Genomic DNA, 24,782 nt, shown 5'->3' with positions numbered 1-24,782 from the left:
GTTCACTCATCTGAACGGACGTGGCCCTCCCATGAAACGCATCACCGTGATCGACTCCCACACCGGCGGCGAACCGACCCGCCTGGTCACCGCCGGCTTTCCTGACCTGGGCCGTGGCAGCATGGCCGAGCGACGCCAGCTGCTGGCCGAGCACCACGACCAGTGGCGCGCCGCCTGCGTCCTCGAACCACGGGGCAGCGATGTGCTGGTGGGCGCCCTGCTCTGTGAGCCAGTGGACCCGAGCGCCTGTGCCGGGGTGATTTTTTTCAACAACACCGGCTACCTGGGCATGTGCGGCCACGGCACCATCGGCCTGGTGGCATCCCTGGCGCACCTGGGCAAGATCGGCCCCGGCGTGCACAGCATCGAGACCCCGGTGGGCACGGTGCAGGCGACCCTGCACGAAGACCAATCGGTGAGCGTGCGCAACGTCCCGGCCTACCGCTACCGCAAGGCGCTGGCGCTGCAGGTGCCCGGTATCGGCCAGGTGGTCGGCGATATCGCCTGGGGCGGCAACTGGTTCTTCCTGATTGCCGAACATGGCCTGGCCATTGCCGGCGACAATCTGGAGGCCCTCACCGCCTACACCTACGCCGTGCAGCAGGCGCTGGAAGTCCAGGGTATCCGCGGGGAAGACGGCGGCCTGATCGACCATGTCGAACTGTTCGCCGCCGACCAGGACGCCGACAGCCGCAACTTCGTGCTGTGCCCCGGCAAGGCCTACGACCGCTCTCCGTGCGGCACCGGCACCAGCGCCAAGCTGGCGTGCCTGGCGGCCGACGACAAATTGCCGCCCGGACAGATCTGGCGCCAGGCCAGTGTCATCGGCAGCCAGTTCGAAGGCTCTTATGAATGGCAGGGCGAACGCATTATCCCGACCATTCGCGGGCGGGCCTTCATCAGCGCCGAAGCCAGCCTGATCATCGAGCAGGACGATCCGTTCGCCTGGGGCATTCGCCCGTGAGCGAGGGCCAGGTAGCCGATGTGATCGTGATCGGTGCCGGCATCATCGGCGCCGCCTGTGCCCAGGCGCTGGCCCGACGTGGCTTGCGGGTGCTGGTGCTGGACGCCGGCCTGCATGGCGCCACGGCGGCCGGCATGGGCCACCTGCTGGTGCTCGACGACAACCCGGCCGAACTGGCCCTGAGTCAGTATTCCCTGCAACGCTGGCGTGAACAGGCGCCGGCCCTGCCCGACAGTTGCGCCTACCGCAGCAATGGCACCCTGTGGCTGGCGGCCAATGCCGAGGAAATGGCCGTGGCCCATGGCAAATTCCTCAACCTGCGTGCCCAGGGCGTGGCCTGCCAACTGATCGGCGCCAGCGACCTGCGCCGACGCGAACCAGAGTTGCGCGAGGGCCTGGAGGGCGGGCTGCTGATCAATGGCGACGGCATCCTCTATGCCCCCGCCACCGCCGACTGGATGCTGCAAACACCGAACATCCAGCAGCGTCGGGCACGGGTCAGCGAACTCGACGGCAACCGCGTGCGCCTGGAAGACGGGCAATGGCTGAGCGCTGCAGCGGTGGTGTTGGCCAACGGCGTGCAGGCCCCCGAACTGTGCCCGGAACTGCCGATCGAACCGAAAAAAGGCCACCTGCTGATTACTGATCGCTACCCCGGCACCGTCACCCACACCCTGGTGGAGCTGGGTTACGTCACCAGCGCGCACAACGCCAGCGGCCCGTCGACTGCCTGCAACATCCAGCCACGGCCGACCGGGCAATTGTTCATCGGCGCCTCCCGGCAGTTCGGCACCAGCGATCCGCAGGTCGAGGGCTGGATGCTCGCCAAAATGCTCAGGCGCGCCTGCGACTACATGCCAGGGCTGACCCAACTCAATGGCATTCGCGCCTGGACCGGCTTGCGTGCGGCCAGCCCGGACGGCCTGCCGCTGGTGGGCCAGCACCCGCAACAACAAGGCCTGTGGCTGGCGGTCGGTCACGAAGGCCTGGGGGTGACGACAGCCCCCGGTACCGCCGACTTGCTGGTGGCGCAACTGTTCGACGAACCCTCGCCCCTGCCCGCCCAACCCTATCTGCCGCAACGTTTTCTCGGAGAGCCCGTGTATGCCTGAATTGATGCTCGACGGTCGCCGCCTGCAGGTCAACGAGGGCACCAGCGTGGCCGCCGCGCTGGCCCTGGGTGGCGACGGCTGCAGCCGCACATCGGTCACCGGCCAGCGCCGCGCGCCCTTGTGCGGCATGGGCATTTGCCAGGAGTGCCGGGTGACCATCGACGGCCGCCGGCGCCTGGCCTGCCAGACCCTGTGCCGGGATGGCATGCAGGTGGAGACCCGCCCATGAAGCACTACGCCGACCTGCTGATCATTGGCGCCGGCCCCGCCGGCATCAGCGCCGCCCTGGCAGCCGCGCCCAGTGGCGCGCGCATCGTCCTGCTCGACGACAACCCGCTGCCGGGTGGTCAAATCTGGCGCGACGGCCCAGAGGCCCATCTGCCGCGCCAGGCCCGTAACCTACGGCAGCGCCTGGACGCCTGCAGCAACATCCGCATTCACTCCGCCACCCGGGTGATCGCCAGTAGCGGACCAAAACAGTTGCTGGTGGAAGACCCGGAGCATGGCTGGCTGATCGAGTACGACAAGCTGATCCTGTGCACCGGGGCCCGCGAATTGCTGCTGCCCTTTCCCGGCTGGACCCTGCCCGGCGTCACTGGCGCCGGCGGTCTGCAGGCGCTGATCAAGGGTGGCCTGCCGGTGCAGGGCGAAACCCTGGTGATCGCCGGCAGCGGCCCACTGTTGCTGGCCAGCGCCGCCAGCGCCAAACAACACGGCGCACATGTGCTGCGCATTGCCGAGCAGGCCTCGCGCAGCGCGGTGGCCGGGTTCGCCACACAACTGCCGCGCTGGCCGGCCAAGCTGCTGCAGTCGTTGCGCCTGTTCGATCCGCAGTACCGCACCGCCAGCCATGTGCTGGCCGCCTTGGGCAGCGATCGCCTGGAAGGGGTGCGTCTGCAACAGCAGGGCAAAATCGTTGAACTGCAATGCCAGCGCCTGGCTTGCGGTTTTGGCCTGATCCCCAATATTCAGCTAGGCCAGGCCCTGGACTGCGCCATCGACGGCCAGGCCATCGCCGTGGATGCCTGGCAGGCCTGCAGCCGTACCGATCATTACGCTGCCGGGGAATGTACCGGGTTTGGTGGTAGTGAACTGGCGCTGGTGGAAGGCGCGATTGCCGGACATGCAGCGGTGGACGAGCGCCAGGCGGCCCAGCAGCTGTGGCCGCGTCGGGCGCGTTGGCAGGGATTCGCCAAGGCCTTGAACAACGCATTTGCCCTCGACCCGCAGCTCAAGACATTGGCCCAACCGGACACTCTGGTGTGCCGTTGCGAAGACGTGCCCTATGCGGCGCTGACCGAACACCACGACTGGCGCTCGGCCAAGCTGGCCACTCGCTGCGGCATGGGCGCCTGCCAAGGCCGGGTCTGCGGCGGTGCGGTGCAGCACCTGTTCGACTGGCCGGCCGCGGCACCCCGCCCACCCTTCAGCCCGGCGCGAATCGAGACCCTGCTGTGCCTGGATGAGCAGTCGGCGCCCTGAATCCCATGCCGGCCCTTTGCGTTGGACCGCCTTGCCACTATGATCCCGAGGGTCGCCACCAGACCCTCAGCGCCATGTACCCCACCCTCAACAGCTTCAAACCCTGCGACCTGCCGACCTTGCTCAGCAGCCTGCAAGCGATAACGCCGCTGCTCGACTCCCTGGCGGACGTGGTGTTTTTCATCAAGGACCGCGAGGCCCGCTACGCCTTCGTCAACCAGACCCTGGCCCGGCGCTGCGGCAAAAAACACAGCGACGAGTTGCTCGGGCTTACCGCCGACAGGGTGTTCCCGGCACGCTTCGGCCCGCTGTACACCGAGCAGGATCGCCGGGTCCTGGCCAGCGGCCGGGAACTGTCCGACCAGCTTGAGCTGCACCTTTATTACGGCAACCAACCGGTCTGGTGCCTGACCCACAAACTCGCCTTGCGCGACCTGCAGGGGCAAATAGTCGGCCTGGCCGGCATTTCCCGCGACCTGCAACTGCCCCAGGCCAACCATCCGGCATTCCACAAACTCGCCGCGGTGGACGCCCATATCCGCAGCCACTTCGCCCGCCCCATCAGCCTCGCCGAACTGACCGCGCTCGCCGGGTTTTCCGTGGCGCAACTGGAGCGCCACTGCAAACGAGTGTTCCAGCTCACCCCACGGCAGATGATTCACAAGGCGCGGCTCGAGGAAGCTTCGCGACTATTGCTGGACAAAGACCTGCCCATCACCGAAATCGCCCTGCGCTGCGGCTACACCGACCACAGTGCCTTCAGCCGCCAATTCCGCGCCCTGACCAGCCTGTCGCCAAGCCAGTATCGCGATAACCAACCCTAACCAGCTTGAGACCGCTATCGCGAGCAAGCTCGCTCCCACAGGTTTGGTGCCTGCAACATCTGCGAGTACCCGAAACTACTGTAGGAGCGGGCGCCCACTTGCGGCCTGCTCGCGAAGAACCCCATTACGCCGCGCTGAATCAGGTACCACGCGCTGTCGTTGCGGTGGAACATCCGACAGCTCTCTCCCCTTGCCCCAGGTGTTCCTAAAAGGGGCGTGCGCCCACCCATTGCTCCCATATGTAACACCGCCCCCTGCCTCCCCCGACGGCCATGCTGTCACTCTGCCTCCAGCCAATTCGCCGCAGCACGCCTACCGCAAGGGCTGAGAAAAAAATCTGCTTTTACACTGGAAACAGGCACGTTGATTGCTATTGTTAATATCGTATACGAAATCCCTAGTACGCTACCCAACAGCACTTCACCCATCACGAGGCCTCTATGAAAAACCCCGCATTTGCCGTAGCCCTCAGCGCTGTGCTCAGTACCTCCTTTATTGCCACCGCCCAGGCCGACAAGCTCGACGACATCGTCGGTTCGGGCAAGCTGCGCTGCGCCGTGACCCTGGACTTCCCGCCCATGGGTTTTCGCGATGAAGGTAACAACCCGGCGGGTTTCGACGTGGACTATTGCCACGACCTGGCGAAGATCCTCGGGGTCGAGGCTGAAGTGGTGGAGACGCCGTTCCCCGACCGGATTCCGGCGCTGGTCTCCGGGCGTGCCGACGTGATCGTTGCCTCCACTTCCGACACCCTGGAGCGGGCCAAGACCGTCGGCCTCACCGTGCCTTACTTCGCCTTCCAGATGGTGGTGCTGACCCGCGACAACACCGGCATCAACAGCTTCGACGACATCAAGGGCAAACCCGTCGGCAACACCAGCGGCACCTATGAAGCGATTGCCCTGGAAAAGGACGTGAAGAGCTGGGGCAGCGGCAGCTTCCGCGCCTACCAGTCGCAGAACGACACCTTGCTGGCGGTCGCCCAGGGCCACATCGACGCCACGATCGTGACCAACACAGTTGCCGCCGCGACCATTAAGTCGGGCAAATACAAGAACCTGAAAATCGCCGGCAACGCACCCTACGTGATCGACTACGTGTCGTTGGGCGCCAAGCGTAACGAGTACGGCCTGCTCAACTACCTCAACCTGTTCGTCAACCAGCAGGTGCGCACCGGGCGCTACAAAGAGCTGTTCGTCAAATGGGTCGGCACCGAGATCCCGCCGACCAACCTGACCGTGCCTCAGGTCTACTACTAAGGTGTCCGGCATGCCTAGGCTCACTTCTCTGACCGGGCGCTGTCTGGTCCCGGGCGCCGCCGAAGGCGCCTTGCTGTTCGCCGATGTCGGCCTGAGTTTCTGGGGCGGGGTCGATCCGTGCAGCGGTGAGGTCATCGACCGTCACCACCCCCTCAGCGGCCAACACCTGGCCGGCCGGGTGCTGGCGATTCCCAGCGGCCGCGGCTCCTGTACTGGCAGCAGCGTGCTGATGGAGTTGATCAGCAACGGTCATGCCCCAGCGGCACTGGTGCTGGCCGAACCGGATGAGATCCTGACCCTGGGCGTGCTCGTGGCGCAGACGATTTTCCAACGTTCCCTGCCGGTGCTGTGCATCGGCCGGGAGGCCTTTGCCACCCTGCGCGGCATGGCGGTCGCGCGGGTCGAAGACAGCGCCCTGAGCCTGTTCGAGCAACCACCCGGAGATGCCTGGCAAGCACCCGACAACGCCCTGCGCAAACCCGACAACCACAGCACCCTGGAACTCAGCGAACTGGATCAGGCACTGCTCGCCGGCCACCATGGCCAGGCCGCGCAAGTGGCGATGCAGATCGTCCTGCGCATGGCCCGGTTGCAGGGCGCGCAACGCCTGGTGGATGTCACCCAGGCGCACATCGACGGCTGCATCTACACCGGTCCGGCCAGCCTGCGGTTTGCCGAACAACTGGTGCAGTGGGGCGCGAAAGTGCGCGTGCCCACCACCCTCAATTCGATCTCCGTGGACCAGCGCCGCTGGCGCGAACTGGGCATCGATCCTGCCCTCGGCGTACCGGCCAGTGCCCTGGGAGATGCCTACATGGCGATGGGCGCGCAACTGAGCTTCACCTGTGCGCCCTACCTGCTCGACAGCGCCCCCCAGGCCGGCGAGCAGATTGTCTGGGCTGAATCGAATGCCGTGGTCTACGCCAACAGCGTGCTCGGCGCGCGGACCCTCAAGTACCCGGACTACCTGGACATCTGCATTGCCCTCACCGGCCGTGCGCCCCTGATCGGCTGCCACCTGGACGCCCAGCGCAAGGCCGGTCTGCAGGTGCAGGTACCCAAACTGGTGGGCCTGGACGACGCGTTCTACCCGCTGCTCGGCTACCACATCGGCGCCCTGGCAGGCAGCCGCATTCCCCTGGTGCTGGGCCTGGAACAGCACCAGCCGAGCCTGGATGATCTCAAGGCCTTCGGCGCGGCGTTAGCCACTACTTCGGCGGCGCCGATGTTCCATATTGCCGGGGTCACCCCCGAGGCGCTCGACCCGCGCCAGGTGCTGGAGGCCGATGTCCTGCTCCCCCAGGAAAACATCCACCTGCAAGACCTGCTGGTGAGCTGGCGTGAACTCAACAGCGCCCGCGACAGCCGGGTCGATATGGTCTCCCTGGGCAACCCGCACTTTTCCCTGAGTGAATTTGGCCACTTGGCGCGCTTGTGTCGCGGCCGGCACAAGCACCCCGCGGTGGTGGTCGCCATCACCTGCGGCCGTGCGGTGCTGGAGCAGGCGCGAGCCGCCGGGCACATCGCGGTGATTGAAGCCTTCGGCGCGACCCTGGTCACCGACACCTGCTGGTGCATGCTCGGCGAGCCGGTGATCCCGCTGGCGGCCACCACCCTGATGACCAACTCGGGCAAATACGCCCACTACGCACCCGGCCTGGTGGGGCGCAAGGTGCACTTCGCCAGCCTCAAGGAATGTGTCGAAGCCGCCTGCACCGCCACGGCCAGCGGACGCCTGCCGGCCTGGCTGCAACCTGCTGCCCGCCTGGAGAATCCTGCGCATGTTTGACTACAGCTTCCAATGGCGCTCAGCCCTGCGCGCCCTGCCGGACATGCTTGCCGGCGCCCTGGTGACCTTCGAGACGGCAGCCCTGTCGATGATCTTCGGGGTGCTGATCGCCCTGGCCCTGACGGTGATGCGCGAAACCCGCAACCCGCTGCTGCGCGGGATCGGCAACGGCTGGGTATCGATTGCCCGCAACACCCCGTCGCTGTTCCAGATCTACGTCCTGTACTTCGGCCTGGGTTCGCTCGGCTTGCATGTCAGTTCGTGGTTCGCCCTGCTCGCCGGGATCACCTTCAACAACGCCGGCTACCTGGCGGAAAACTTTCGCGGGGGCCTCAAGGCCGTGCCCGACACCCAGGTGCGTGCCGCGCGCTCGCTGGGCATGAGCGCGTTCCAGGCCTATCGCCTGATCATCGTCCCGCAACTGCTGCGCATCGTCTTCTACCCGCTGACCAATCAAATGGTCTGGGCGGTACTGATGACCTCGCTGGGGGTGATCGTCGGGCTGAATAACGACCTGACCGGGGTGACCCAGGACTACAACGTCAAGACGTTCCGCACCTTCGAGTACTTCGCCATTGCCGCGGTCCTGTACTACTTGATTGCCAAGGCGATCGTCGCGGTAGCCCGACTGCTGTCGTGGCGGCTGTTCCGTTACTGAGGAAGTGAGCATGTTTACCACCAGCTTCTCGATCAATGACCTGCTGTTCCTGCTCAACGGTGCCTGGGTCACGCTGCAACTGACGTTCTGGTCGATCATCCTCGGCACCGTGGCCGGGCTGCTGTTTGGCTTGCTGCGCGCCCTGATGCCACGGGCCAGCCTGCCCCTGGCCTGGGTGCTGGACGTGTTTCGCAGCGTGCCGTTGCTGATCCAGTTCGTGCTGTTCAACTCGCTGAAAAGCATCGTCGGCCTGAACATCAGCGCCTTCAGTGTCGGCTGCATCGTGCTGGGGGTGTACGCCGCGGCGTACTTCACCGAAATCGTGCGTAGCGGTGTGCTCTCGGTGCCCTACACCCTGCGCCGCGCCAGTCGTTCCCTGGGTCTGAGCTACCTGCAGGACCTGCGCTGGATCGTCCTGCCGATGGCTACCCGCGTGGCCTTCCCCGGCTGGCTGAATCTGGTCCTGAGTGTGATGAAAGACACCGCGCTGGTGATGTGGATCGGCATCGTCGAACTGCTGCGCGCCTCGCAAACCATCGTCACCCGCATCCAGGAGCCGTTGTTGGTGCTGTGCGTCGCGGGTCTGATCTATTACGTCATGAGCCTGGTGGTTGCCCGCCTGGGCGCTCGTCTGGAAAGAAGGTGGCAAGAAAATGATTGAGATCGACAACGTACACAAATCCTTCGGCGACCTGGAAGTGGTCAAGGGCGTCAGCCTGACGGTGAACAAGGGCGAGGTGGTGTCGATCATCGGCGGCTCGGGCTCCGGCAAGTCGACCCTGCTGATGTGCATCAACGGCCTGGAACCGATCCAAAAAGGCAACATCCGCGTCGACGGCATCGAGGTCCACGGCAACGGCACCGACCTCAACCGCCTGCGGCAGAAAATCGGCATCGTGTTCCAGCAATGGAACGCCTTCCCGCACCTGACGGTCCTGGAGAACGTGATGCTGGCGCCGCGCAAAGTGCTCGGCAAAAGCAAGGACGAGGCTGAGGAGCTGGCGGTCAGGCAACTGACTCACGTGGGCCTGGGCGACAAGCTCAAGACCTTCCCCGGCAAGCTTTCCGGCGGCCAGCAACAACGCATGGCCATCGCCCGCGCCCTGGCGATGTCGCCGGACTACATGCTGTTCGACGAAGCCACCTCGGCCCTCGACCCGCAGTTGGTGGGCGAAGTCCTGGACACCATGCGCATGCTCGCCGAAGACGGCATGACCATGGTTCTGGTGACCCACGAAATCCGCTTCGCGCGGGATGTCTCCGACCGCGTGGCGTTCTTTCGCAACGGCCTGGTGCACGAGATCGGCTCGCCGGACCAGGTCATCGGCAACCCGCTGCACGCAGAGACCGCGGCGTTTCTCAAATCGGTGAAATAACCCCAATCCTGTGGGAGCTGGCTTGCCAGCGATGGTCGTCAACGATGACACGTGCAGTCTGGACAAACGCGTCGCTCTTGCGACCATCGCGAGCAAGCTCGCTCCCACAGGGTTGGGTGGTGTACACAAAATCGATGGCCGCCACAGATCAATGTGGGAGCGAGCCTGCTCGCGATGAGGCCCAAACAGACAACAACAGGAGGACAGCATGCGTTCATCAAAAGTCATTCACGTCGTCAGTTGCCACGCCGAAGGCGAGGTCGGTGATGTAATCGTCGGTGGCGTTGCGCCGCCACCCGGCGCCACGCTGTGGGAACAGTCGCGCTGGATCGCCCAGGACCAGACCCTGCGCAACTTCGTGCTCAACGAACCGCGCGGCGGAGTGTTCCGCCACGTCAACCTGCTGGTGCCGGCCAAGGACCCGCGGGCGCAGATGGGCTGGATCATCATGGAACCGGCCGACACCCCGCCGATGTCCGGGTCCAACTCCCTGTGCGTGGCCACCGTGCTGCTGGACAGCGGCATATTGCCGATGACCGAACCACAAACCCGGCTGGTACTCGAAGCCCCGGGCGGCCTGATCGAAGCGGTCGCCGACTGCCGGGACGGCAAGGTGCAACGGGTGGAGGTGAAAAACGTGCCCTCCTTCGCCGATCGCCTCGACGCCTGGATCGAAGTCGAAGGCCTGGGATCGCTGCAGGTCGATACCGCCTACGGCGGCGACAGTTTTGTGATCGCCGATGCCCAAGCCCTGGGTTTCTCGATTCGTCCCGATGAGGCGGCGGACCTGGTGGCGGTCGGGCTGAAGATCACCCGCGCGGCCAACGAGCAACTGGGCTTCGTCCACCCGCTGAACCCAGAGTGGTCGCACATTTCCTTCTGCCAACTGGCGGCCCCGATCGTGGTGGAGAACGGCATCGCCACTGGCGCCAACGCGGTGGTGATCCAGCCCGGCAAGATCGACCGCTCGCCCACCGGCACCGGCTGCTCGGCACGCATGGCCGTGTTGCACGCCAAGGGCCTGATGCAGGTTGGCGAACGCTTTATCGGCCGCTCGATCCTTGGCTCCGAGTTCCACTGCCGCATCGATTCGCTGACCGAAGTCGCCGGACGCGCGGCCATCTACCCGTGCATTTCCGGGCGGGCCTGGATCACCGGCACCCATCAACACCTGCTCGACCCCAGCGACCCGTGGCCACAAGGCTATCGCTTGTCGGACACCTGGCCCGGCGCCTGAGTCTGCCCGGACCAACGGCAGCAAAACCCCTGTTTATTTTGCAAAAAGCACTAGCCGAGCTTCGGCATTTAAAATATCGTATACGAAATACAAAAACCAATCGGAGGCAACAATGAGCAAGCGCATTAACTGGAGTGGCGTCTTCCCCGCGGTGACCACCCAATTCAACGATGACTTCTCGATCAACCTGGAAAAAACTCACCAGGTGATTTCCAACGTGATTCGCGATGGCGTATCCGGGCTGGTGGTCTGCGGTTCGGTAGGCGAAAACACCTCCCTGACCGCGGAAGAGAAAATCGCCGTGACCGAAGTCGCGGTCGACGCTTCCCGCGGTCGGGTCCCGGTGATCTGCGGCGTGGCCGAGTTCACTAGCGTGCAAGCGGCCAAAGTGGCCAACGCCGTGCGCCGGGTCGGGGTCGATGGCGTGATGCTGATGCCAGCGCTGGTCTACGGCTCCAAGCCGTTCGAGACCGCCGAGCACTACCGCTACGTGGCGAAAAATGCCGACGTGCCGCTGATGGTCTACAACAACCCGCCGATCTACAAAAACGACGTGACCCCGGACATCCTGATTTCCCTGGCCGACTGCGACAACGTGGTGTGCTTCAAGGACTCCTCCGGCGACACCCGGCGCTTCATCGATGTGCGCAATGAAGTCGGCGATCGCTTCGTGCTGTTCGCCGGCCTCGACGACGTGGTCCTGGAAAGCATCGCCGTGGGTGCCGAAGGCTGGGTCTCGGGCATGTCCAACGTGTTCCCCAAGGAAGGCGAAACCATCTTCCGCCTGGCCAAGGCCGGGCGCTTCGCCGAAGCCATGCCGATCTATGAGTGGCTGATGCCGATCCTGCACCTCGATGCCCGTGCCGACCTGGTGCAGTGCATCAAGCTGTGTGAAGCCATCGCCGGTCGCGGCAGCGCACTGACCCGTCCGCCACGCCTGGCCCTGCCGGAAGCCGATCGGGCATTCGTCGAGCAGATCATGGCCAAGGCCCTGGCCAACCGTCCAGAGTTGCCGGACGTCGGTCTCTGAGTGAGTGCCGGGCGGACCTTCGCAGGTCCGGCCCGGCTGCCTGTTTTTGCGCCCCTACAGGAAACGCCAGCATGTCCAACGCTCAACCCACTCAAAGCGCAACCACCCCCGCAGGACTCAAACGTGTCGTCGGCGCCGCCATGGCCGGTACCGTCGCCGAATGGTATGAATTCTTTCTCTACGGTACGGCCTCGGCACTGGTCTTCGGCCAGCTGTTCTTTCGCCAGACCGACAGCCCCATCGACGGCATCATCGCCGCCTTCGCCCTGTACGCCGTAGGCTTTCTCGCCCGTCCCCTGGGTGGCCTGGTGTTCGGTCACTACGGCGACAAATTCGGCCGCAAGCGCCTGCTGCAACTGAGCCTGGTGGTAGTCGGCATCACCACCTTCCTCATGGGCTGCCTGCCCGGCTTCGACCAGATCGGTTATGCCGCGCCGGTGTTACTGGTGCTGTTGCGATTGATCCAGGGCTTCGCCTTTGGTGGTGAATGGGGCGGCGCGATCCTGCTGGTCTCCGAACACTGCCCGGACAATCGTCGTGGGTTCTGGGCCAGTTGGCCACAAGCCGGGGTTCCGGCGGGCAACCTGGTGGCCACGGTCGCCCTGCTGCTGTTGTCGTCGAACCTGTCCGAGGAGCAATTCCTCGCCTGGGGCTGGCGCGTAGCGTTCTGGTTCTCGGCCGTGGTGGTACTGATCGGCTACTGGATTCGCACCAGCGTCGACGATGCCCCGATCTTCAAGGAAGCCCAGGCTCGCCAGGCGCAGACCAAGCAGCAACAACTGGGGGTGGTGGAAGTCCTGCGCCATCACTGGCGTGCGGTGCTGGTCGGGATCGGCGCACGGTTTGCCGAGAACATCCTCTACTACACGGTGGTGACCTTCTCCATCACGTACCTCAAGCTGGTGGTGCACAAGGACACCTCGGAAATCCTGTTCCTGATGTTCGGCGCCCACCTGCTGCATTTCTTCCTGATTCCGCTGATGGGCTACCTGTCGGATATCGTCGGACGCAAACCGGTGTACCTGACCGGGGCCGTACTCACCGCGTTCTGGGGCTTCATCGGCTTCCCGCTGATGGACACCGGCAACAACTGGCTGATCATGGCGGCGATTACCCTGGGCCTGGCCATCGAGTCGATGACCTACGCGCCCTACTCGGCGCTGATGGCCGAGATGTTCCCCACCCATGTGCGCTACACCGCCCTGTCGCTGTGCTACCAGGTGGCGCCGATCTTCGCCGGTTCGCTCGCTCCGCTGATCGCCATCACCCTGCTGAACAAGTACCACAGCTCGACACCGATCGCCTGGTACCTGGTCGGCGCGTCGCTGATCTCCATCGTGGCCGTCGGCCTGACTCGGGAAACCCGTGGCAAGTCCTTGCACCTGGTGGATGCCGAGTCCGCGGCACGGATCGCCGCCCTCGACCCGAACGCCACCCCACGCCGCGCCGACTCACTGGCGTAACCCGGTCTGTCTGTTGGGGCGGGCTCCCGCTTGCGGCTCCCGCTTGCGGCGTGTTCCCGCCCCGACAAAACCAGCAGAGCCGACCCCATTTTTCACAGGAGCTTTTGCATGTCCGACCTTCTCGGCCACAACTACATTGGTGGTGCCCGCAGCGCCGCTGGCAGCCAAACCTTGCGCAGTTACGACGCCAGCACCGGCGAGCCCCTGCCCTACGCTTTCAGCCAGGCTACCGAGGCTGAGGTGGACGCCGCCGCCCAGGCCGCCGCGAGCGCCTATCCGGCCTTTCGCGGCTTGGCGGCCAGTCGCCGCGCCGAGTTCCTCGAGGCCATTGCCGAACAACTGGAGGCGCTGGATGAACAGTTCATCGCCCTGGTCAGCCGCGAGACCGCGTTGCCGACAGCACGCATTCAGGGTGAACGGGGTCGCACCAGTGGCCAGATGCGTCTGTTCGCCCAAGTCCTGCGCCGCGGCGATTTTTATGCCGCGCGCATCGACCGCGCCCTGCCCGATCGCCAGCCATTACCCCGCGTGGACCTGCGTCAGTACCGGATCGGTGTGGGTCCGGTGGCAGTGTTTGGCGCCAGCAATTTCCCCCTGGCCTTCTCCACCGCCGGCGGCGACACGGCCGCAGCCCTGGCCGCCGGATGCCCGGTGGTGTTCAAAGCCCACAGCGGACATATGGCGACGGCCGAACGAGTCGCCGATGCGATCATCCGCGCCGCCGAACAGACCGGCATGCCCAAGGGTGTGTTCAACATGATCTACGGTGCCGGGGTCGGTGAAACCCTGGTCAAGCATCCGGCGATCCAGGCAGTCGGCTTTACCGGTTCATTAAAAGGTGGTCGGGCCCTGTGCGACATGGCCGCCGCACGCCCGCAACCGATCCCGGTGTTCGCCGAGATGAGCAGCATCAACCCGGTGCTGGTGCTGCCCGACGCCCTGCGGGTACGGGGTACGACAATCGCCAGTGAACTAGTGGCCTCGGTGGTCCAAGGGTGCGGGCAGTTCTGCACCAACCCAGGCTTGGTGATCGGGATTCGCTCTGGCGAATTCAGTGCCTTCATCGAGCAGCTCAGTGCCCTGATGGCCGAGCAGCCGGGGCAGACCATGCTCAACGCCGGCACGCTGGCGAGCTATACCCGGGGGGTCGAAGCGTTGCACACGCATCCGCAGGTCAGCCACCTCGCCGGCCGCGCGCAACAGGGTCGACAGGCCCAGCCGCAGTTGTTCAAGGCACACAGCCGTCTGTTGCTCGAGGGTGATCCGCTGTTGCAGGAGGAAGTCTTCGGTCCGACCACCGTGCTGGTGGAAGTGGCCGACGCCGCTGAACTGCAGCGCGCGCTGCACGGCTTGCACGGTCAACTGACGGCCACGCTAATTGCCGAAGCCGCTGACTTGCAGGCCCATGGCGAGCTGTTGCCGCTGCTGGAGCAGAAGGTTGGCCGGGTGCTGTTCAACGGCTACCCGACCGGGGTCGAGGTGTGTGATGCGATGGTCCACGGCGGCCCCTACCCGGCCACCTCCGATGCACGAGGCACCTCGGTCGGCAGCCTGGCCATCGAGCGTTTCCTGCGCCCGGTGTGCTACCAGAACTGCCCCGACTACCTACTGCCCGAGCCCCTGAAAAACGCCAACCCACTGGGCATCAACCGCCTGGTTGACGGCAAACAGCAACGTTAAGCCATCAGCCAATAAGCGGGTTGCTCCAGGTGAGCGGGTGTATGCGGAACCTGTGGGCACCTAATATCACTGTAGGAGCGGGCGCCCGCTTGCGGCTTGCTCGCGATGGTCGTCAACGATGACGCGCAAAGCCTGATTCACCGCGCCGTCATTGAGTCCTTCGAAAGCAGGCCGCAAGCGGGCGCCGCAAGCGGGCGCCCGCTACTTCTAAGGGTTCAGGCCAACAACGCCTTCAGGTCGTGGTACAGCGCCTCGGGGATCTGCACACCTTCTACCTGGCTGCGGGCTCGCGCTTCATAGCGGCGTTGCGATGGCAAACGGGCGCCTTGGCCTTCGATACTCTGGAACAGGGTTTCGGCACGGGCCAGGTGTTGCTCGGTGGCGTCGCCAAGGAAGCGCCGTGGGTCGAGGGCGATGATCAGTTCGCCGTGGTACGGCGAGGATTTGCTGCCCGCATCGTAAGCCAGGGATTCGGCGCTGGTCAGGTCACCGATCAATGGCCCGGCGATCAACTCCACCATGGCCGCCAGTGCCGAACCCTTGTGCCCACCGAAGGTCAGCATCGCACCGCTGTCGAGCACCACGTTGGCATCGGTACTCGGCTGCCCCTGCCCATCCACGCCCCAGCCTTGGGGAATCGCCTTGCCGGCCCGGCGGTGCAATTCGATATCGCCGCGGGCGATTGCACTGGTGGCGAAGTCAAAGACAAACGGCTCCTGGCCCGCGCGCGGCCAGCCGAAGGCAATCGGGTTGGTGCCGAACACCGGCTGACTGCCGCCAGCCGGTGCGACCCAGGCATGGCTCGGGTTGCAGGCCAACGCCACCAGGCCGGCCGCGGTGAGTTGCTCGATCTCCACCCACAACGCGGAAAAATGCACACAGCGATTGATCGCCAGGGCAGCAATCCCGTTGGCCCGGGTTTTCGCCGCCAGCATCGGCAACCCGGCCTGGAACGCCAGTTGGGAAAAGCCGCCGGCCGCGTCGACCCGCACGATCGAGGGCGCCTGGTCGATGACCTGGGGCTCGGCATCGGCCGAGACCTTGCCGGCCCGCAGTGAATTCACGCAACCGAGAACCCGGTACAAACCGTGGGAGGCGCAGCCATCGCGCTCGCCGGCGATCACCGTGTTGCTCACTGCCTGGGCGTGGGCGGAGTTAAAACCGTTGTGCAGCAGGATCGATTCGGCCAGCTCGCGGGCTTCGGCCAGGGACAGTCGGATCATAGTCAGCTCCTTGAACAGACCGTCCAGACTCGCCCATTCCACCGCCCCCGGCTTGATCGCTTTAAGCCTGGGCGATGACGATTTCGGCACAACCTGGCGCGATCCGTCAGCCGATCAGATCAATCAACTGCTCACGCTGCGCCCCCGTCAGCATCGAGCCAAAACCGGCACCGGCGTTTTCGCTCATGAAGCGTGGGTGGCGGGTACCGGGGATGACGCACGTCACCGCGCTATGGGACAACACAAACTTCAGCGCCAGTTGCGCCCAACTGCTGACCTGCACCTGTGCCGCCCAACCCGGCAGCGGCTTGCCTTTGAGCCTGGTCAGCAAGTCACCGCCGCCAAACGGCCGGTTGCAGATCACCGCCACCCCGCGCTCGCGACACAACGGCAACAGGCGCTTCTCGGCGGCCCGGTCATCGAGGGCATAGTTGATCTGCAGGAAGTCCAGCGACTCGGCCTTGAGCAGGGCCTCAATCTCGTCATAGGCGCTGGCGCTGTAGTGGCTGACGCCGATGTAGCGAATCCGCCCGTCCGCCTTCCACTCTCGCAGCGTCGGTAGATGGCTCTGCCAGTCCAGCAAGTTGTGGATCTGCATCAGGTCGACACGGTCAGTCTGCAGCAAGCGCAAGGACTGCTCCATTTGCCGAATGCCTTCATCGCGACCTCGGGTCCACACCTTGGTCGCCAGGAAGGCCGGCGAACGCGGTTCATGGATCGACAGCAACTCACCACTGGTCTGTTCGGCCCGACCATACATCGGCGAGCTGTCGAGCATCGTGCCGCCCTTGGCGAACAGCGCACTGAGCACCGCCGGCAGTTGCTGGTAGGGAGCCTCTCCTGGCGCGGCATCAAAGCCGCGATAGGTGCCCAACCCGACGATGGGCAAGGGTTCGGAGCTGGAAGGAATGGCGCGGGTCAGCATGTTCATGCCTCCTGGTCCGATCGATGTACTAACGTTAGACGAATGTCGCGCATCCTGATGTCCATCGTGCTCATCGCTGTAGCGCTGTACCTGGCGCTCTGTGCGGGACTGTGGGTGTTCCAGCGCGCGCTGATCTACTACCCGCAAGCGCGCTCCGCTGACAGCGCGACAACCCTACTGAGGCTCGCAGTGGATGAGACCCAGGTGCTGGTCAGCGTCCGCCAGCGCGACGCTCCCCAGGCCCTGATCTACTTCGGCGGCAATGCCGAGGATGTCTCGGCGAACCTGCCACAGTTTGCCCAGGCCTTTACCGATCACGCCCTGTACCTGATGCACTACCGGGGTTTTGGCGGCAGCGGCGGCTCACCTTCTGAGGAAGCGATTGCCGCGGATGCGCTGGCACTGTTCGATCAGGTCTACGCCAAGCACCGACAGGTTGTGGTGGTCGGTCGCAGTTTAGGCTCTGGGGTCGCGGTGCGCCTGGCCAGCCAACGGCCGGTGGCGCGACTGATCCTGATTACCCCCTACAACAGCCTGGAAGAGCTGGCCGCGCGCCAGTTGCCAATCTTCCCGGTGCGCTGGCTGCTGCGCGACCGCTACGACTCCTGGAAGTACGCCCCGCGCATCCAGGTGCCCACCCTGCTGCTGGCCGCCGAACATGACGAGGTCATCCCCCGCGCCAGCACCGAGCGTCTGCTACGCCAGTTCGCCCCCGGCGTGGCCAGGCTCGAGGTCATACCCGGCACGGGACACAACTCCATCGCCGCCAGCCCCAGGTACCTGCCGCTGCTGCGCAACGGGATGTGACGACTGCGTCAACGGCCGCAGGACGTTCATTCAACTTGGCAACACTGGGCTAAGTAATACCCGCGTCACCCGCCGCTCTTCGACCTCGACCACGGTCAGGTTCCACCCTTCCCAGGTGAGTGTGTCGCCAATCATCGGCAGGCGATCCAGTAGGCTCATGACCAGTCCCGCGAGGGTCTGGTAGTCATCCGTGGCCCTGGCCTGGAAGCCGATCTGCTGGCGCACCTGGCTCAGGTTCAAGGCGCCGCTGACCAGGAAACCATTGCCCTGGGCGACAATGTTCGGGCCTTCGATTTCGCTGGCGTCCGGCAACTCACCGGCGATCGACTCAAGGATGTCGGTCATGGTCAGCAAACCAATGAAGTCACCGAACTCGTTCACCACAAAGGCGATGTGCGTCGACTCCTTGCGCATCTGTTCCAGCGCATTGAGGATCGAAAAACTCTCCAGCAGGTTGATCGACGTGCGGGCCATGGCTTCCAGGTTGGGCTGGTGGCCTGCGAGCAATTCCTTGAGCAGCTCTTTCTTGTGGACGAAGCCCAGCGGCTCATCGATGCGGCCCTCGCGGATCAACGGCAACCGCGAGTACGAGGAGTGCATCAGTGTGGTCCGGATCGCCTCGGCCGAGTCGGCCAGGTCAATGTAATCGACCTCCGCCCGCGGCGTCATCGCGCTGCGGATCGGCCGCTCGGCCAATTGCAGGACGCCGCTGATCATCACCCGCTCGCGGCGATCGAAGACCTGATCGGCGTCAGTGCCTTCGAGCATGTCGGCAATCTCCTCGCCCACTTCATCGGCGTGCAAGCTACGCCCGCCGAGCAAACGCAACACTGCGTGCGCAGTGCGCTCGCGCATCGGCCGGTGCCCTTGCAGACTCTTCTTGCGCCGCGCCCGCGCCAACTGGTTGAACAGCTCGATCAGGATCGAGAAGCCAATGGCCGCGTAGAGGTAGCCTTTGGGGATGTGGAAACCCAGGCCCTCGGCGGTCAGGCTGAAGCCGATCATCATCAAAAAGCCCAGGCAGAGCATGATCACCGTCGGGTGGCCGTTGACGAAGCGCGTCAGCGGCTTGCTGGCGATGATCATCAGGCCTATGGAGAACACCACGGCAATCATCATCACCGACAGGTGTTCGACCATGCCCACCGCAGTGATGACCGCGTCCAGCGAGAACACCGCATCCAGCACCACGATTTGCGCCACGATCGGCCAGAACAGCGCATAGGCGGCCGTCCCGGTGCGGGTGGCAACGTGGCCTTCGAGGCGTTCGTGCAACTCCATGGTCGCCTTGAACAACAGGAACACACCACCGAACAACATGATCAGGTCGCGGCCAGAGAAGACCTTGTCGAACACCTCGATCAAAGGCTCGGTGAGGGTCACCATCCACGAAATACTCGCCAGCAAGCCCAGGCGCATCAGCAATGCCAGCGACAGGCCGATGACCCGGGCACGGTCACGCTGCTCGGGCGGCAGTTTGTCGGCCAGGATGGCAATGAACACCAGGTTGTCGATGCCGAGCACCAGCTCCAGCACAATCAGGGTCAACAGGCCAAGCCAGGCCGTGGGATCTGCAATCCATTCCATAGGGATTATTTACTCTCTCGAATCAGCTTGAACGATTGACGCGCACGCGAGTACGACGCCCTGCAACGCACAATGGGGGCGGTTTGGTTCGGGATAAAGGGTGCTGCGCAACAGGCGAGGAAGGTGCCTGGGCGGTTCAACGCAACCGTGGTAGGCGCGATGGACCTACGGGCGCTGACTGAGGGAAACGAGGCTGCAAGGTGAGCGAAGCGACTGGGAGGCTCCAGAAGGGTGTTCATACGGACCTGTAGAAAATTGGGTCCATGATCCTACAGTGCGGCAGGGTTTTTCTGCCGCGCAGAGTTATTACAAGATTTGACACGATCGACCGGTGATTACACCGGGGAAATGGTGGCAAGGGCGCCGATCATGATTGTCAGCAGCAAGAATCCACCGAGAAACATCGCCATCTTGAACATCGCGCCTCCAAAAATTTGTCCAGGGTTACGGCCCTATTGTGGCGCCCCGGCTGTACCGAAAACAGCGTCAGGTACAGATGAAAAATACGTATCAGATGGTGCTGTACGGCTTGGTTGAAGGCGAGCTCGTCGAGACGCTCGACCCTGATCAAAATCAGTCGGGAGTGCCTGACTGACCGCGTTTGCCCAGCGCAAAATGGCTTATCAGCAACGCCAGAATGATCAACACGGTGGCCACCGCGAAGCTGGCGTGCAGCCCCTGGGCCAATGCGGGCGCAGACGCAACCGACACATCCGCCGCCGTGGCGAAGGCAAACAGCGCGCCCATGCACGCCGCCCCGCTGATCAGCCCCAGGTTGCGCGACAGGCTGAGCAGGCCTGCCACCACGCCCCGTTGCTGCGGGTCGATGCCGGCCATGATCGAGGTATTGTTGGCCGCCTGGAACAACGCATAACTGGCGGTCAGCAACAGCATCGGCATGAGGTAGCCGGGCACTGCGCTGGCGCTCGGCAATAGCGCCAGCGCCGTGGCGCCAAGCGCCATCCCCAACAGCCCGGCCTGGGTCATGCGGCGCGTGCCCCAACGGTCGACCAGGCGCCCCGCCGGCACACCGCTGAGGGCCGCGACTGCGGGCCCCGCCGCCAGCACCAACCCCACTGCCAGGGCATCGAGCCCCAGGCCGCGAGCCAGGTAAAACGGCCCGACCACCAGAGTCGACATGATCACCGTGGACACCAGCAGGCTCATGGCCAGACCCGCGCTCAATTGCCGATCGCCCAGCAGTTGCAGGCGGACCAAGGGTACCGCCACCCGCCCCTGGCGCCAGACAAACAGCCCAGCGCCCGCGGCTGCCAGCAGCAACAGCACCCAGTGCCCCTGGGTCATGGCCAACGCGTAGGCACCCAGGGTCAACGCCAGCATCAGGCTCCCCGGCAGATCAAAACCGCGCGGTTTGCCTTTGGCGAACGGCCCATCCGCCGGCAGGTAGCGCCAGGCCAGCCAGCCATTGAGCAGGCCCAGCGGCACGCTGACCAGGAAGATTGCCTGCCAGCCGCTGGCGACCAGCAACACCCCGCCCAGCGCCGGACCCAGCGTGGTGCCGATCGCCGACAGGCTGCCCAGCAGGCCCATGGCGCTGCCAATCCGCGCCTTGGGCACAGTCTCGCCCACCAGCGCCAGGGTCAGGGCGAGCATGATCGCCGCGCCAAATCCCTGCAGCGCCCGTGCTGCGATCAGCCAGCCAAGACTGGGCGCCAGGCCGCAGAGCAATGAGGCCAGGGTGAACAGGCTGATGCCACACAGCAGCAGGCGTCGCCGCCCCATGAGGTCACCGAGGCGACCGGCACTGACCAGCAAGGTGGTGATGCTCAGCAGGTAGGCCAGGATAATCCATTGCACCTGGGCAAAAGAGGCCTCGAACGTCCCGGCCAGGGCTGGCAGGCCAGCATTGGCGATACTGGTATCGAGTGACGGCAACAGCATCGACAGTGACAGGCTGGCCAGTGCCCAGCGGCTCGGTGGCGCTTGGGCGGCGGTTGTTGTGGAGAGAGTGTTCATGGATTAGGCCTTGCGCTCGGTGATGGGCGAAAGCCTATGCCTGAGTGAGATAAGGCGGAAGACGCAGCATTTGCACTTTATAGCTGCAGCAAACGCCATCCCAGGTGCGCAGCGTGCTACCGTTGCCCAATGTCGACGCCTGATCTGAACCTGCTGATTACCCTGGACGCCCTGCTCGCCGAAGGCAGCGTGGCGCGCGCGGCCCAGCGTTTGCACTTGAGCCCCTCGGCGATGAGCCGGGCCCTGGCTCGTTTGCGCACCACCACCGGCGACCCGCTGCTGGTGCGGGCCGGGCGCAGCCTGGTACCGACGCCACGGGCCATCGAGCTGCGCGAACAGGTGCGCCAACTGGTGCAGGACGCCAGCGCCGTGTTGCGCCCCGTCGAACAGCTGGACATCGGGCATCTGGTGCGCACTTTCACGCTGCGCACCAGCGACGGATTTGTCGAAAACTTCGGCCCGGCATTGATCCAGCGCCTGGCCGCAGAGGCGCCCGGTGTGCGCGTGTACTTCCTGCAAAAGCTCAGCAAGGACAGCGCCCCCCTGCGCGAGGGAAGCGTCGACCTGGACACTGGCGTGGTCGAGCCAGGGACCAGCCCCGAGCTGCACACTCGCCTGCTGTTCGAGGATCGTTTTGTCGGCGTGGTACGCCACGGGCACCCCTTGAGCCAGGGCAAAATCAGCGTTGCCCGGTACATGGACGGGCAACACGTGCTGGTTTCCCGTCGGGGCCTGGCCAAGGGGCTGCTGGATCAAACCTTCAATAGCCAGGGCCTGCAACGCAACATCGCGACCCTGGTCAGTGGATTCGCTGCGGCGTTGGCGCTGACCCGCGACTCGCAGTTGATCGCCACGGTGCCCGAGCGCCATACCCGGCACTTGCGCAGTGAGCTGTTCAGTTTCACCTTGCCACTGCCCACCCCGGCCATCGGCCTGTCGCTGATCTGGCACCCACGAATGGACGCCGACCCTGCCCATCGCTGGCTGCGCGGCTGCATACGCGAGGTGTGTACCCAGGTGCTTGCTCAACCCGACACGTTGAGCAAGATCGTTCAAGCCTGAAGCCAACAACCCTTCTATGATTTCGCCATCAACCTGCTCAAGGACGGTGGCAAACCATGGCGACGCACAAGCTCTTCTGGCAAGACCCTTATCGAACCGAGCTGCAAACGCGGGTCACCGCGGTCGAGGGGGATGCGGTGTGTCTCGAACAGACAGTGTTCTTTGCCTTTTCCGGTGGCCAGGAGAGTGACAGCGGAACCCTCGCGGGCCTTGCAGTGCTGGCGGCGGAAAAACACGGCCTGGAGATTGTCTACACCCTGCCCACCGGGCATGGCCTGCAGGTGGGCAGCGAGGTCGAGATGCGCATTGACTGGGCGCGGCGCTATCGCTTGATGCGCCTGCACTTTGCCGCGGAAATGGTCCTGCAACTGGTCTACCAGCTTGAACCGGACATCACTCGCATCGGTGCCCATATCTCGGCCGACAAGGCGCGCATCGACTTTGCCCGCGAGACCAGCATCGCCACCCTCTTCCCGCAGATCGAGTCCCAGGTCGTTGCCTTGTTAAGCGCCGACCTGCCCATCATCACCGCCTTCAGCGATGAAGCCGCGCAGCGCCGCTACTGGCACGTCGAAGGATTTGCGCGAATGGCCTGTGGTGGCACTCACCCACGCTCCACCGGGGAAATCGGCGCCCTCAAGCTCAAGCGCAAGAACACCGGCAAAGGCAAGGAGCGCATCGAAATCACGTTGCTCTAGGCGTCGCTGGCAAGCCAGCTCCCACAGGTTGAGTAGGTGTACCCAAAATCTGCGAACACCCAGAACCACTGTGGGAGCGGGCTTGCCCGCGATGGGGCCGGCCCATTCAACATCGATGATGCCTACACCAACATGCCCAACCAGGCCGACAGCAGCAGCAACACCGCCAACCCACGGTTCATCCGCACAAGCGCCCGGGGCGAACGCAATACCCGGGCGCTGCCCACGCCCAACAGCGCCCACAGGGTCATGCACGGCAGGCAGGTCAGGAGGAACAACAGTGACAACAGCAGCATCCGCGACGCCTGTTCCCCGTCGCCGGCAAACACGCTCGCCACGGCCACCGCCATCATCCAGACTTTGGGGTTGATCACTTGCAGGGCCGCGGCGCCGAGCACGCCCATACCGGCGTCACGCGTGTCGGTCGAATCCAGCGCCGGCGGCGGACTGCGAAAGATCTGCCAGGCCAACCAGCTCAGCCACAACGCCCCGGCCCAAACCATCGCCTGTTGCACGCGCGGGAACCGCAGCAGCGTCTCACCCAGCCCGAGCCCGACACTCAACACCACCAGCGCCGCCGCGACACAGGCGCCGAGAATAATCGGCAGGGTGGCAACCAATCCGCGCCGGGAACCGTGACTCAGGACCAGGATATTGAGTGGCCCCGGGGTGATCGAGGCCACGAAGGCAAACAACAGAAAAGGCAGGAACGACAGCATGGCAGGGACTCCTTGATCAGACAGGGGTCCATGCTCGCGCGCCGGCGGGGGTCAGTCTGGAAGGTTTGAGCAGCGCTTGCGGTAATCGGCCGGGGTGAGCCGATAGGCACGGCGGAACCAGCGCCCCAGATGACTCTGATCGGCAAAACCCAGGGCGCTGGCAACCTGAGCCGGGGTTTCGCCCCGCGCCAGCCACAAGCGCGCCCGGGCCAGGCGCAGCTGGATCAGATAGGCATGGGGCGCCAGCCCGAACGCCGCCTTGAAGGCGCGGCTCAGGCGAAAACGGTCGACGCCACAGACCTGGGCCAATTGATCCAGGCCGATGTCTTCAAAGGCGTGGGCCTGCAGGTAGTCGCGCGCCACCTGGGCCACCCGTGGCAGGCGCGGATCATAGGTCTGGCGCTGACGCCAGTCGAGGTGCCGGGTGAGCGCGGCCAACAAGTTGTCGGTGGCGCTCTGGCGCACGATACGCAACTCGCCCCGGTGCAGCGCCTGGAAAGCCTGGCCAATGCACATTGCCAGGCCCGGATCCTGGCTCAGGGTGTCGGCGAAGCCCAACTGGCTGTGCTCCGGCACCTGCTCGAACAGCAAGCGCAGCTGCTGCTCCAGCCACGCCGGATCGAAGTACAGCATGGAGTAGGTGAAACCTTCCTCGGTCGGGGCCTGCCCATCGTGGATTTCCCCCGGCTCCAGCATGAACACCTTGCCAGGCGTACTGAGGTGGCGCACCCGCCGGCAATTGAACTGCTGCACCCCCTGCTCGGTGATCCCCACCAGGAAGCTGTCGTGCCAATGCGGGTCATAGGCGTGGCCCTGGAAATGCGCGCGGATCGACTCGATCCCAGTGTCGGGATCCTGGGACAGTTCGATCCAGTGGTGATCGTCCATGGTGCCTCCGGCGCCAGCCCTG

The 24,782-nt window shown here is 64.7% G+C and carries 22 protein-coding genes and 1 pseudogene; 17 read left to right on the top strand and 6 right to left on the bottom strand.

The window, feature by feature from the left end:
* The first annotated feature begins 31 nt into the window (after window positions 1-31).
* From ACIOVD_RS10795 to ACIOVD_RS10730, 14 genes are all read left to right on the top strand, one after another.
* Complete coding sequence (locus ACIOVD_RS10795; RefSeq protein ID WP_095169123.1) at window positions 32-964, top strand: 4-hydroxyproline epimerase; 933 nt, start codon at window positions 32-34, stop codon at window positions 962-964.
* Window positions 961-2,076, top strand: coding sequence for an NAD(P)/FAD-dependent oxidoreductase (locus ACIOVD_RS10790; RefSeq protein ID WP_401127552.1), 1,116 nt, complete (start codon window positions 961-963; stop codon window positions 2,074-2,076). Before ACIOVD_RS10795 ends, ACIOVD_RS10790 begins: the two co-directional genes overlap by 4 nt.
* Window positions 2,069-2,305 (top strand): (2Fe-2S)-binding protein, encoded by a 237-nt coding sequence (locus tag ACIOVD_RS10785; RefSeq protein ID WP_401127550.1) that lies wholly within the window; start codon window positions 2,069-2,071, stop codon window positions 2,303-2,305. The genes ACIOVD_RS10790 and ACIOVD_RS10785 overlap by 8 nt, the downstream gene beginning before the upstream one ends.
* Window positions 2,302-3,558: an FAD-dependent oxidoreductase gene (locus tag ACIOVD_RS10780; protein WP_401127548.1), complete on the top strand. Its 1,257-nt coding sequence runs from the start codon at window positions 2,302-2,304 to the stop codon at window positions 3,556-3,558. Before ACIOVD_RS10785 ends, ACIOVD_RS10780 begins: the two co-directional genes overlap by 4 nt.
* A gap of 74 nt (window positions 3,559-3,632) precedes the next feature.
* Window positions 3,633-4,382, top strand: a complete 750-nt coding sequence (locus ACIOVD_RS10775; protein ID WP_159996453.1) for an AraC family transcriptional regulator — start codon at window positions 3,633-3,635, stop codon at window positions 4,380-4,382.
* Between the two features lie 440 nt (window positions 4,383-4,822).
* Window positions 4,823-5,641, top strand: a complete 819-nt coding sequence (locus ACIOVD_RS10770) for a transporter substrate-binding domain-containing protein (RefSeq protein WP_095169118.1) — start codon at window positions 4,823-4,825, stop codon at window positions 5,639-5,641.
* Window positions 5,642-5,651: 10 nt separating this feature from the next.
* On the top strand, window positions 5,652-7,430 hold the full coding sequence (locus tag ACIOVD_RS10765) for an aconitase X (RefSeq protein ID WP_401127546.1): 1,779 nt from the start codon (window positions 5,652-5,654) through the stop codon (window positions 7,428-7,430).
* On the top strand, window positions 7,423-8,088 hold the full coding sequence (locus ACIOVD_RS10760; protein WP_095169116.1) for an amino acid ABC transporter permease: 666 nt from the start codon (window positions 7,423-7,425) through the stop codon (window positions 8,086-8,088). Before ACIOVD_RS10765 ends, ACIOVD_RS10760 begins: the two co-directional genes overlap by 8 nt.
* Before the next feature lie 10 nt (window positions 8,089-8,098).
* The gene (locus tag ACIOVD_RS10755; protein WP_095169115.1) at window positions 8,099-8,749 is read left to right on the top strand and encodes an amino acid ABC transporter permease; all 651 of its coding nucleotides are present in this window, start codon (window positions 8,099-8,101) and stop codon (window positions 8,747-8,749) included.
* Window positions 8,742-9,464 carry an amino acid ABC transporter ATP-binding protein gene (locus ACIOVD_RS10750; RefSeq protein ID WP_401127544.1) on the top strand — a complete coding sequence of 241 codons (723 nt, stop codon included), beginning with the start codon at window positions 8,742-8,744 and terminating at the stop codon, window positions 9,462-9,464. Before ACIOVD_RS10755 ends, ACIOVD_RS10750 begins: the two co-directional genes overlap by 8 nt.
* Before the next feature lie 208 nt (window positions 9,465-9,672).
* Window positions 9,673-10,701 (top strand): trans-3-hydroxy-L-proline dehydratase, encoded by a 1,029-nt coding sequence (locus tag ACIOVD_RS10745; RefSeq protein WP_159996459.1) that lies wholly within the window; start codon window positions 9,673-9,675, stop codon window positions 10,699-10,701.
* A gap of 112 nt (window positions 10,702-10,813) precedes the next feature.
* Window positions 10,814-11,731 (top strand): dihydrodipicolinate synthase family protein, encoded by a 918-nt coding sequence (locus ACIOVD_RS10740; RefSeq protein ID WP_095169112.1) that lies wholly within the window; start codon window positions 10,814-10,816, stop codon window positions 11,729-11,731.
* Between the two features lie 71 nt (window positions 11,732-11,802).
* Window positions 11,803-13,194, top strand: coding sequence for a fosfomycin efflux MFS transporter AbaF (abaF, locus tag ACIOVD_RS10735; protein WP_095169111.1), 1,392 nt, complete (start codon window positions 11,803-11,805; stop codon window positions 13,192-13,194).
* Between the two features lie 108 nt (window positions 13,195-13,302).
* Window positions 13,303-14,874 carry an aldehyde dehydrogenase (NADP(+)) gene (locus ACIOVD_RS10730; RefSeq protein WP_401127541.1) on the top strand — a complete coding sequence of 524 codons (1,572 nt, stop codon included), beginning with the start codon at window positions 13,303-13,305 and terminating at the stop codon, window positions 14,872-14,874.
* A 215-nt stretch (window positions 14,875-15,089) separates the two neighbouring features.
* Here the strand turns inward: ACIOVD_RS10730 and ACIOVD_RS10725 are convergent, their stop codons facing one another.
* Together ACIOVD_RS10725 and ACIOVD_RS10720 are read right to left on the bottom strand one after the other, a co-directional pair.
* Window positions 15,090-16,097 carry an Ldh family oxidoreductase gene (locus tag ACIOVD_RS10725; protein ID WP_095169109.1) on the bottom strand — a complete coding sequence of 336 codons (1,008 nt, stop codon included), beginning with the start codon at window positions 16,095-16,097 and terminating at the stop codon, window positions 15,090-15,092.
* A gap of 106 nt (window positions 16,098-16,203) precedes the next feature.
* Window positions 16,204-17,034, bottom strand: a pseudogene (locus tag ACIOVD_RS10720) (aldo/keto reductase); the annotation flags it as partial.
* A 30-nt stretch (window positions 17,035-17,064) separates the two neighbouring features.
* On the opposite strand from ACIOVD_RS10720, the gene ACIOVD_RS10715 reads away from it, so the two are divergent.
* Complete coding sequence (locus ACIOVD_RS10715; RefSeq protein ID WP_401127539.1) at window positions 17,065-17,829, top strand: alpha/beta hydrolase; 765 nt, start codon at window positions 17,065-17,067, stop codon at window positions 17,827-17,829.
* A 30-nt stretch (window positions 17,830-17,859) separates the two neighbouring features.
* Here the strand turns inward: ACIOVD_RS10715 and ACIOVD_RS10710 are convergent, their stop codons facing one another.
* Together ACIOVD_RS10710 and ACIOVD_RS10705 are read right to left on the bottom strand one after the other, a co-directional pair.
* The gene (locus ACIOVD_RS10710) at window positions 17,860-19,416 is read right to left on the bottom strand and encodes a TerC family protein (RefSeq protein WP_401127537.1); all 1,557 of its coding nucleotides are present in this window, start codon (window positions 19,414-19,416) and stop codon (window positions 17,860-17,862) included.
* 573 nt (window positions 19,417-19,989) lie between these two features.
* The gene (locus ACIOVD_RS10705; RefSeq protein WP_401127535.1) at window positions 19,990-21,393 is read right to left on the bottom strand and encodes an MFS transporter; all 1,404 of its coding nucleotides are present in this window, start codon (window positions 21,391-21,393) and stop codon (window positions 19,990-19,992) included.
* A 129-nt stretch (window positions 21,394-21,522) separates the two neighbouring features.
* On the opposite strand from ACIOVD_RS10705, the gene ACIOVD_RS10700 reads away from it, so the two are divergent.
* Window positions 21,523-22,455, top strand: coding sequence for a LysR family transcriptional regulator (locus ACIOVD_RS10700; RefSeq protein WP_401127533.1), 933 nt, complete (start codon window positions 21,523-21,525; stop codon window positions 22,453-22,455).
* A gap of 56 nt (window positions 22,456-22,511) precedes the next feature.
* The gene (locus ACIOVD_RS10695; RefSeq protein ID WP_320332425.1) at window positions 22,512-23,153 is read left to right on the top strand and encodes an alanyl-tRNA editing protein; all 642 of its coding nucleotides are present in this window, start codon (window positions 22,512-22,514) and stop codon (window positions 23,151-23,153) included.
* A gap of 122 nt (window positions 23,154-23,275) precedes the next feature.
* On the opposite strand, the gene ACIOVD_RS10690 is transcribed toward ACIOVD_RS10695, so the two are convergent.
* Both ACIOVD_RS10690 and ACIOVD_RS10685 read right to left on the bottom strand, forming a co-directional pair.
* A complete protein-coding gene (locus tag ACIOVD_RS10690) occupies window positions 23,276-23,872 on the bottom strand; it encodes a LysE family translocator (RefSeq protein ID WP_401127531.1) in 597 nt (198 codons plus the stop codon).
* 51 nt (window positions 23,873-23,923) lie between these two features.
* Window positions 23,924-24,760, bottom strand: coding sequence for an AraC family transcriptional regulator (locus ACIOVD_RS10685; RefSeq protein WP_401127529.1), 837 nt, complete (start codon window positions 24,758-24,760; stop codon window positions 23,924-23,926).
* Between the last annotated feature and the right edge of the window lie 22 nt (window positions 24,761-24,782).

This window comes from Pseudomonas sp. NPDC087626, from assembly GCF_044743405.1.
Classification (GTDB): domain Bacteria; phylum Pseudomonadota; class Gammaproteobacteria; order Pseudomonadales; family Pseudomonadaceae; genus Aquipseudomonas.
This window is presented reverse-complemented; position numbering and strand designations above follow the sequence as displayed.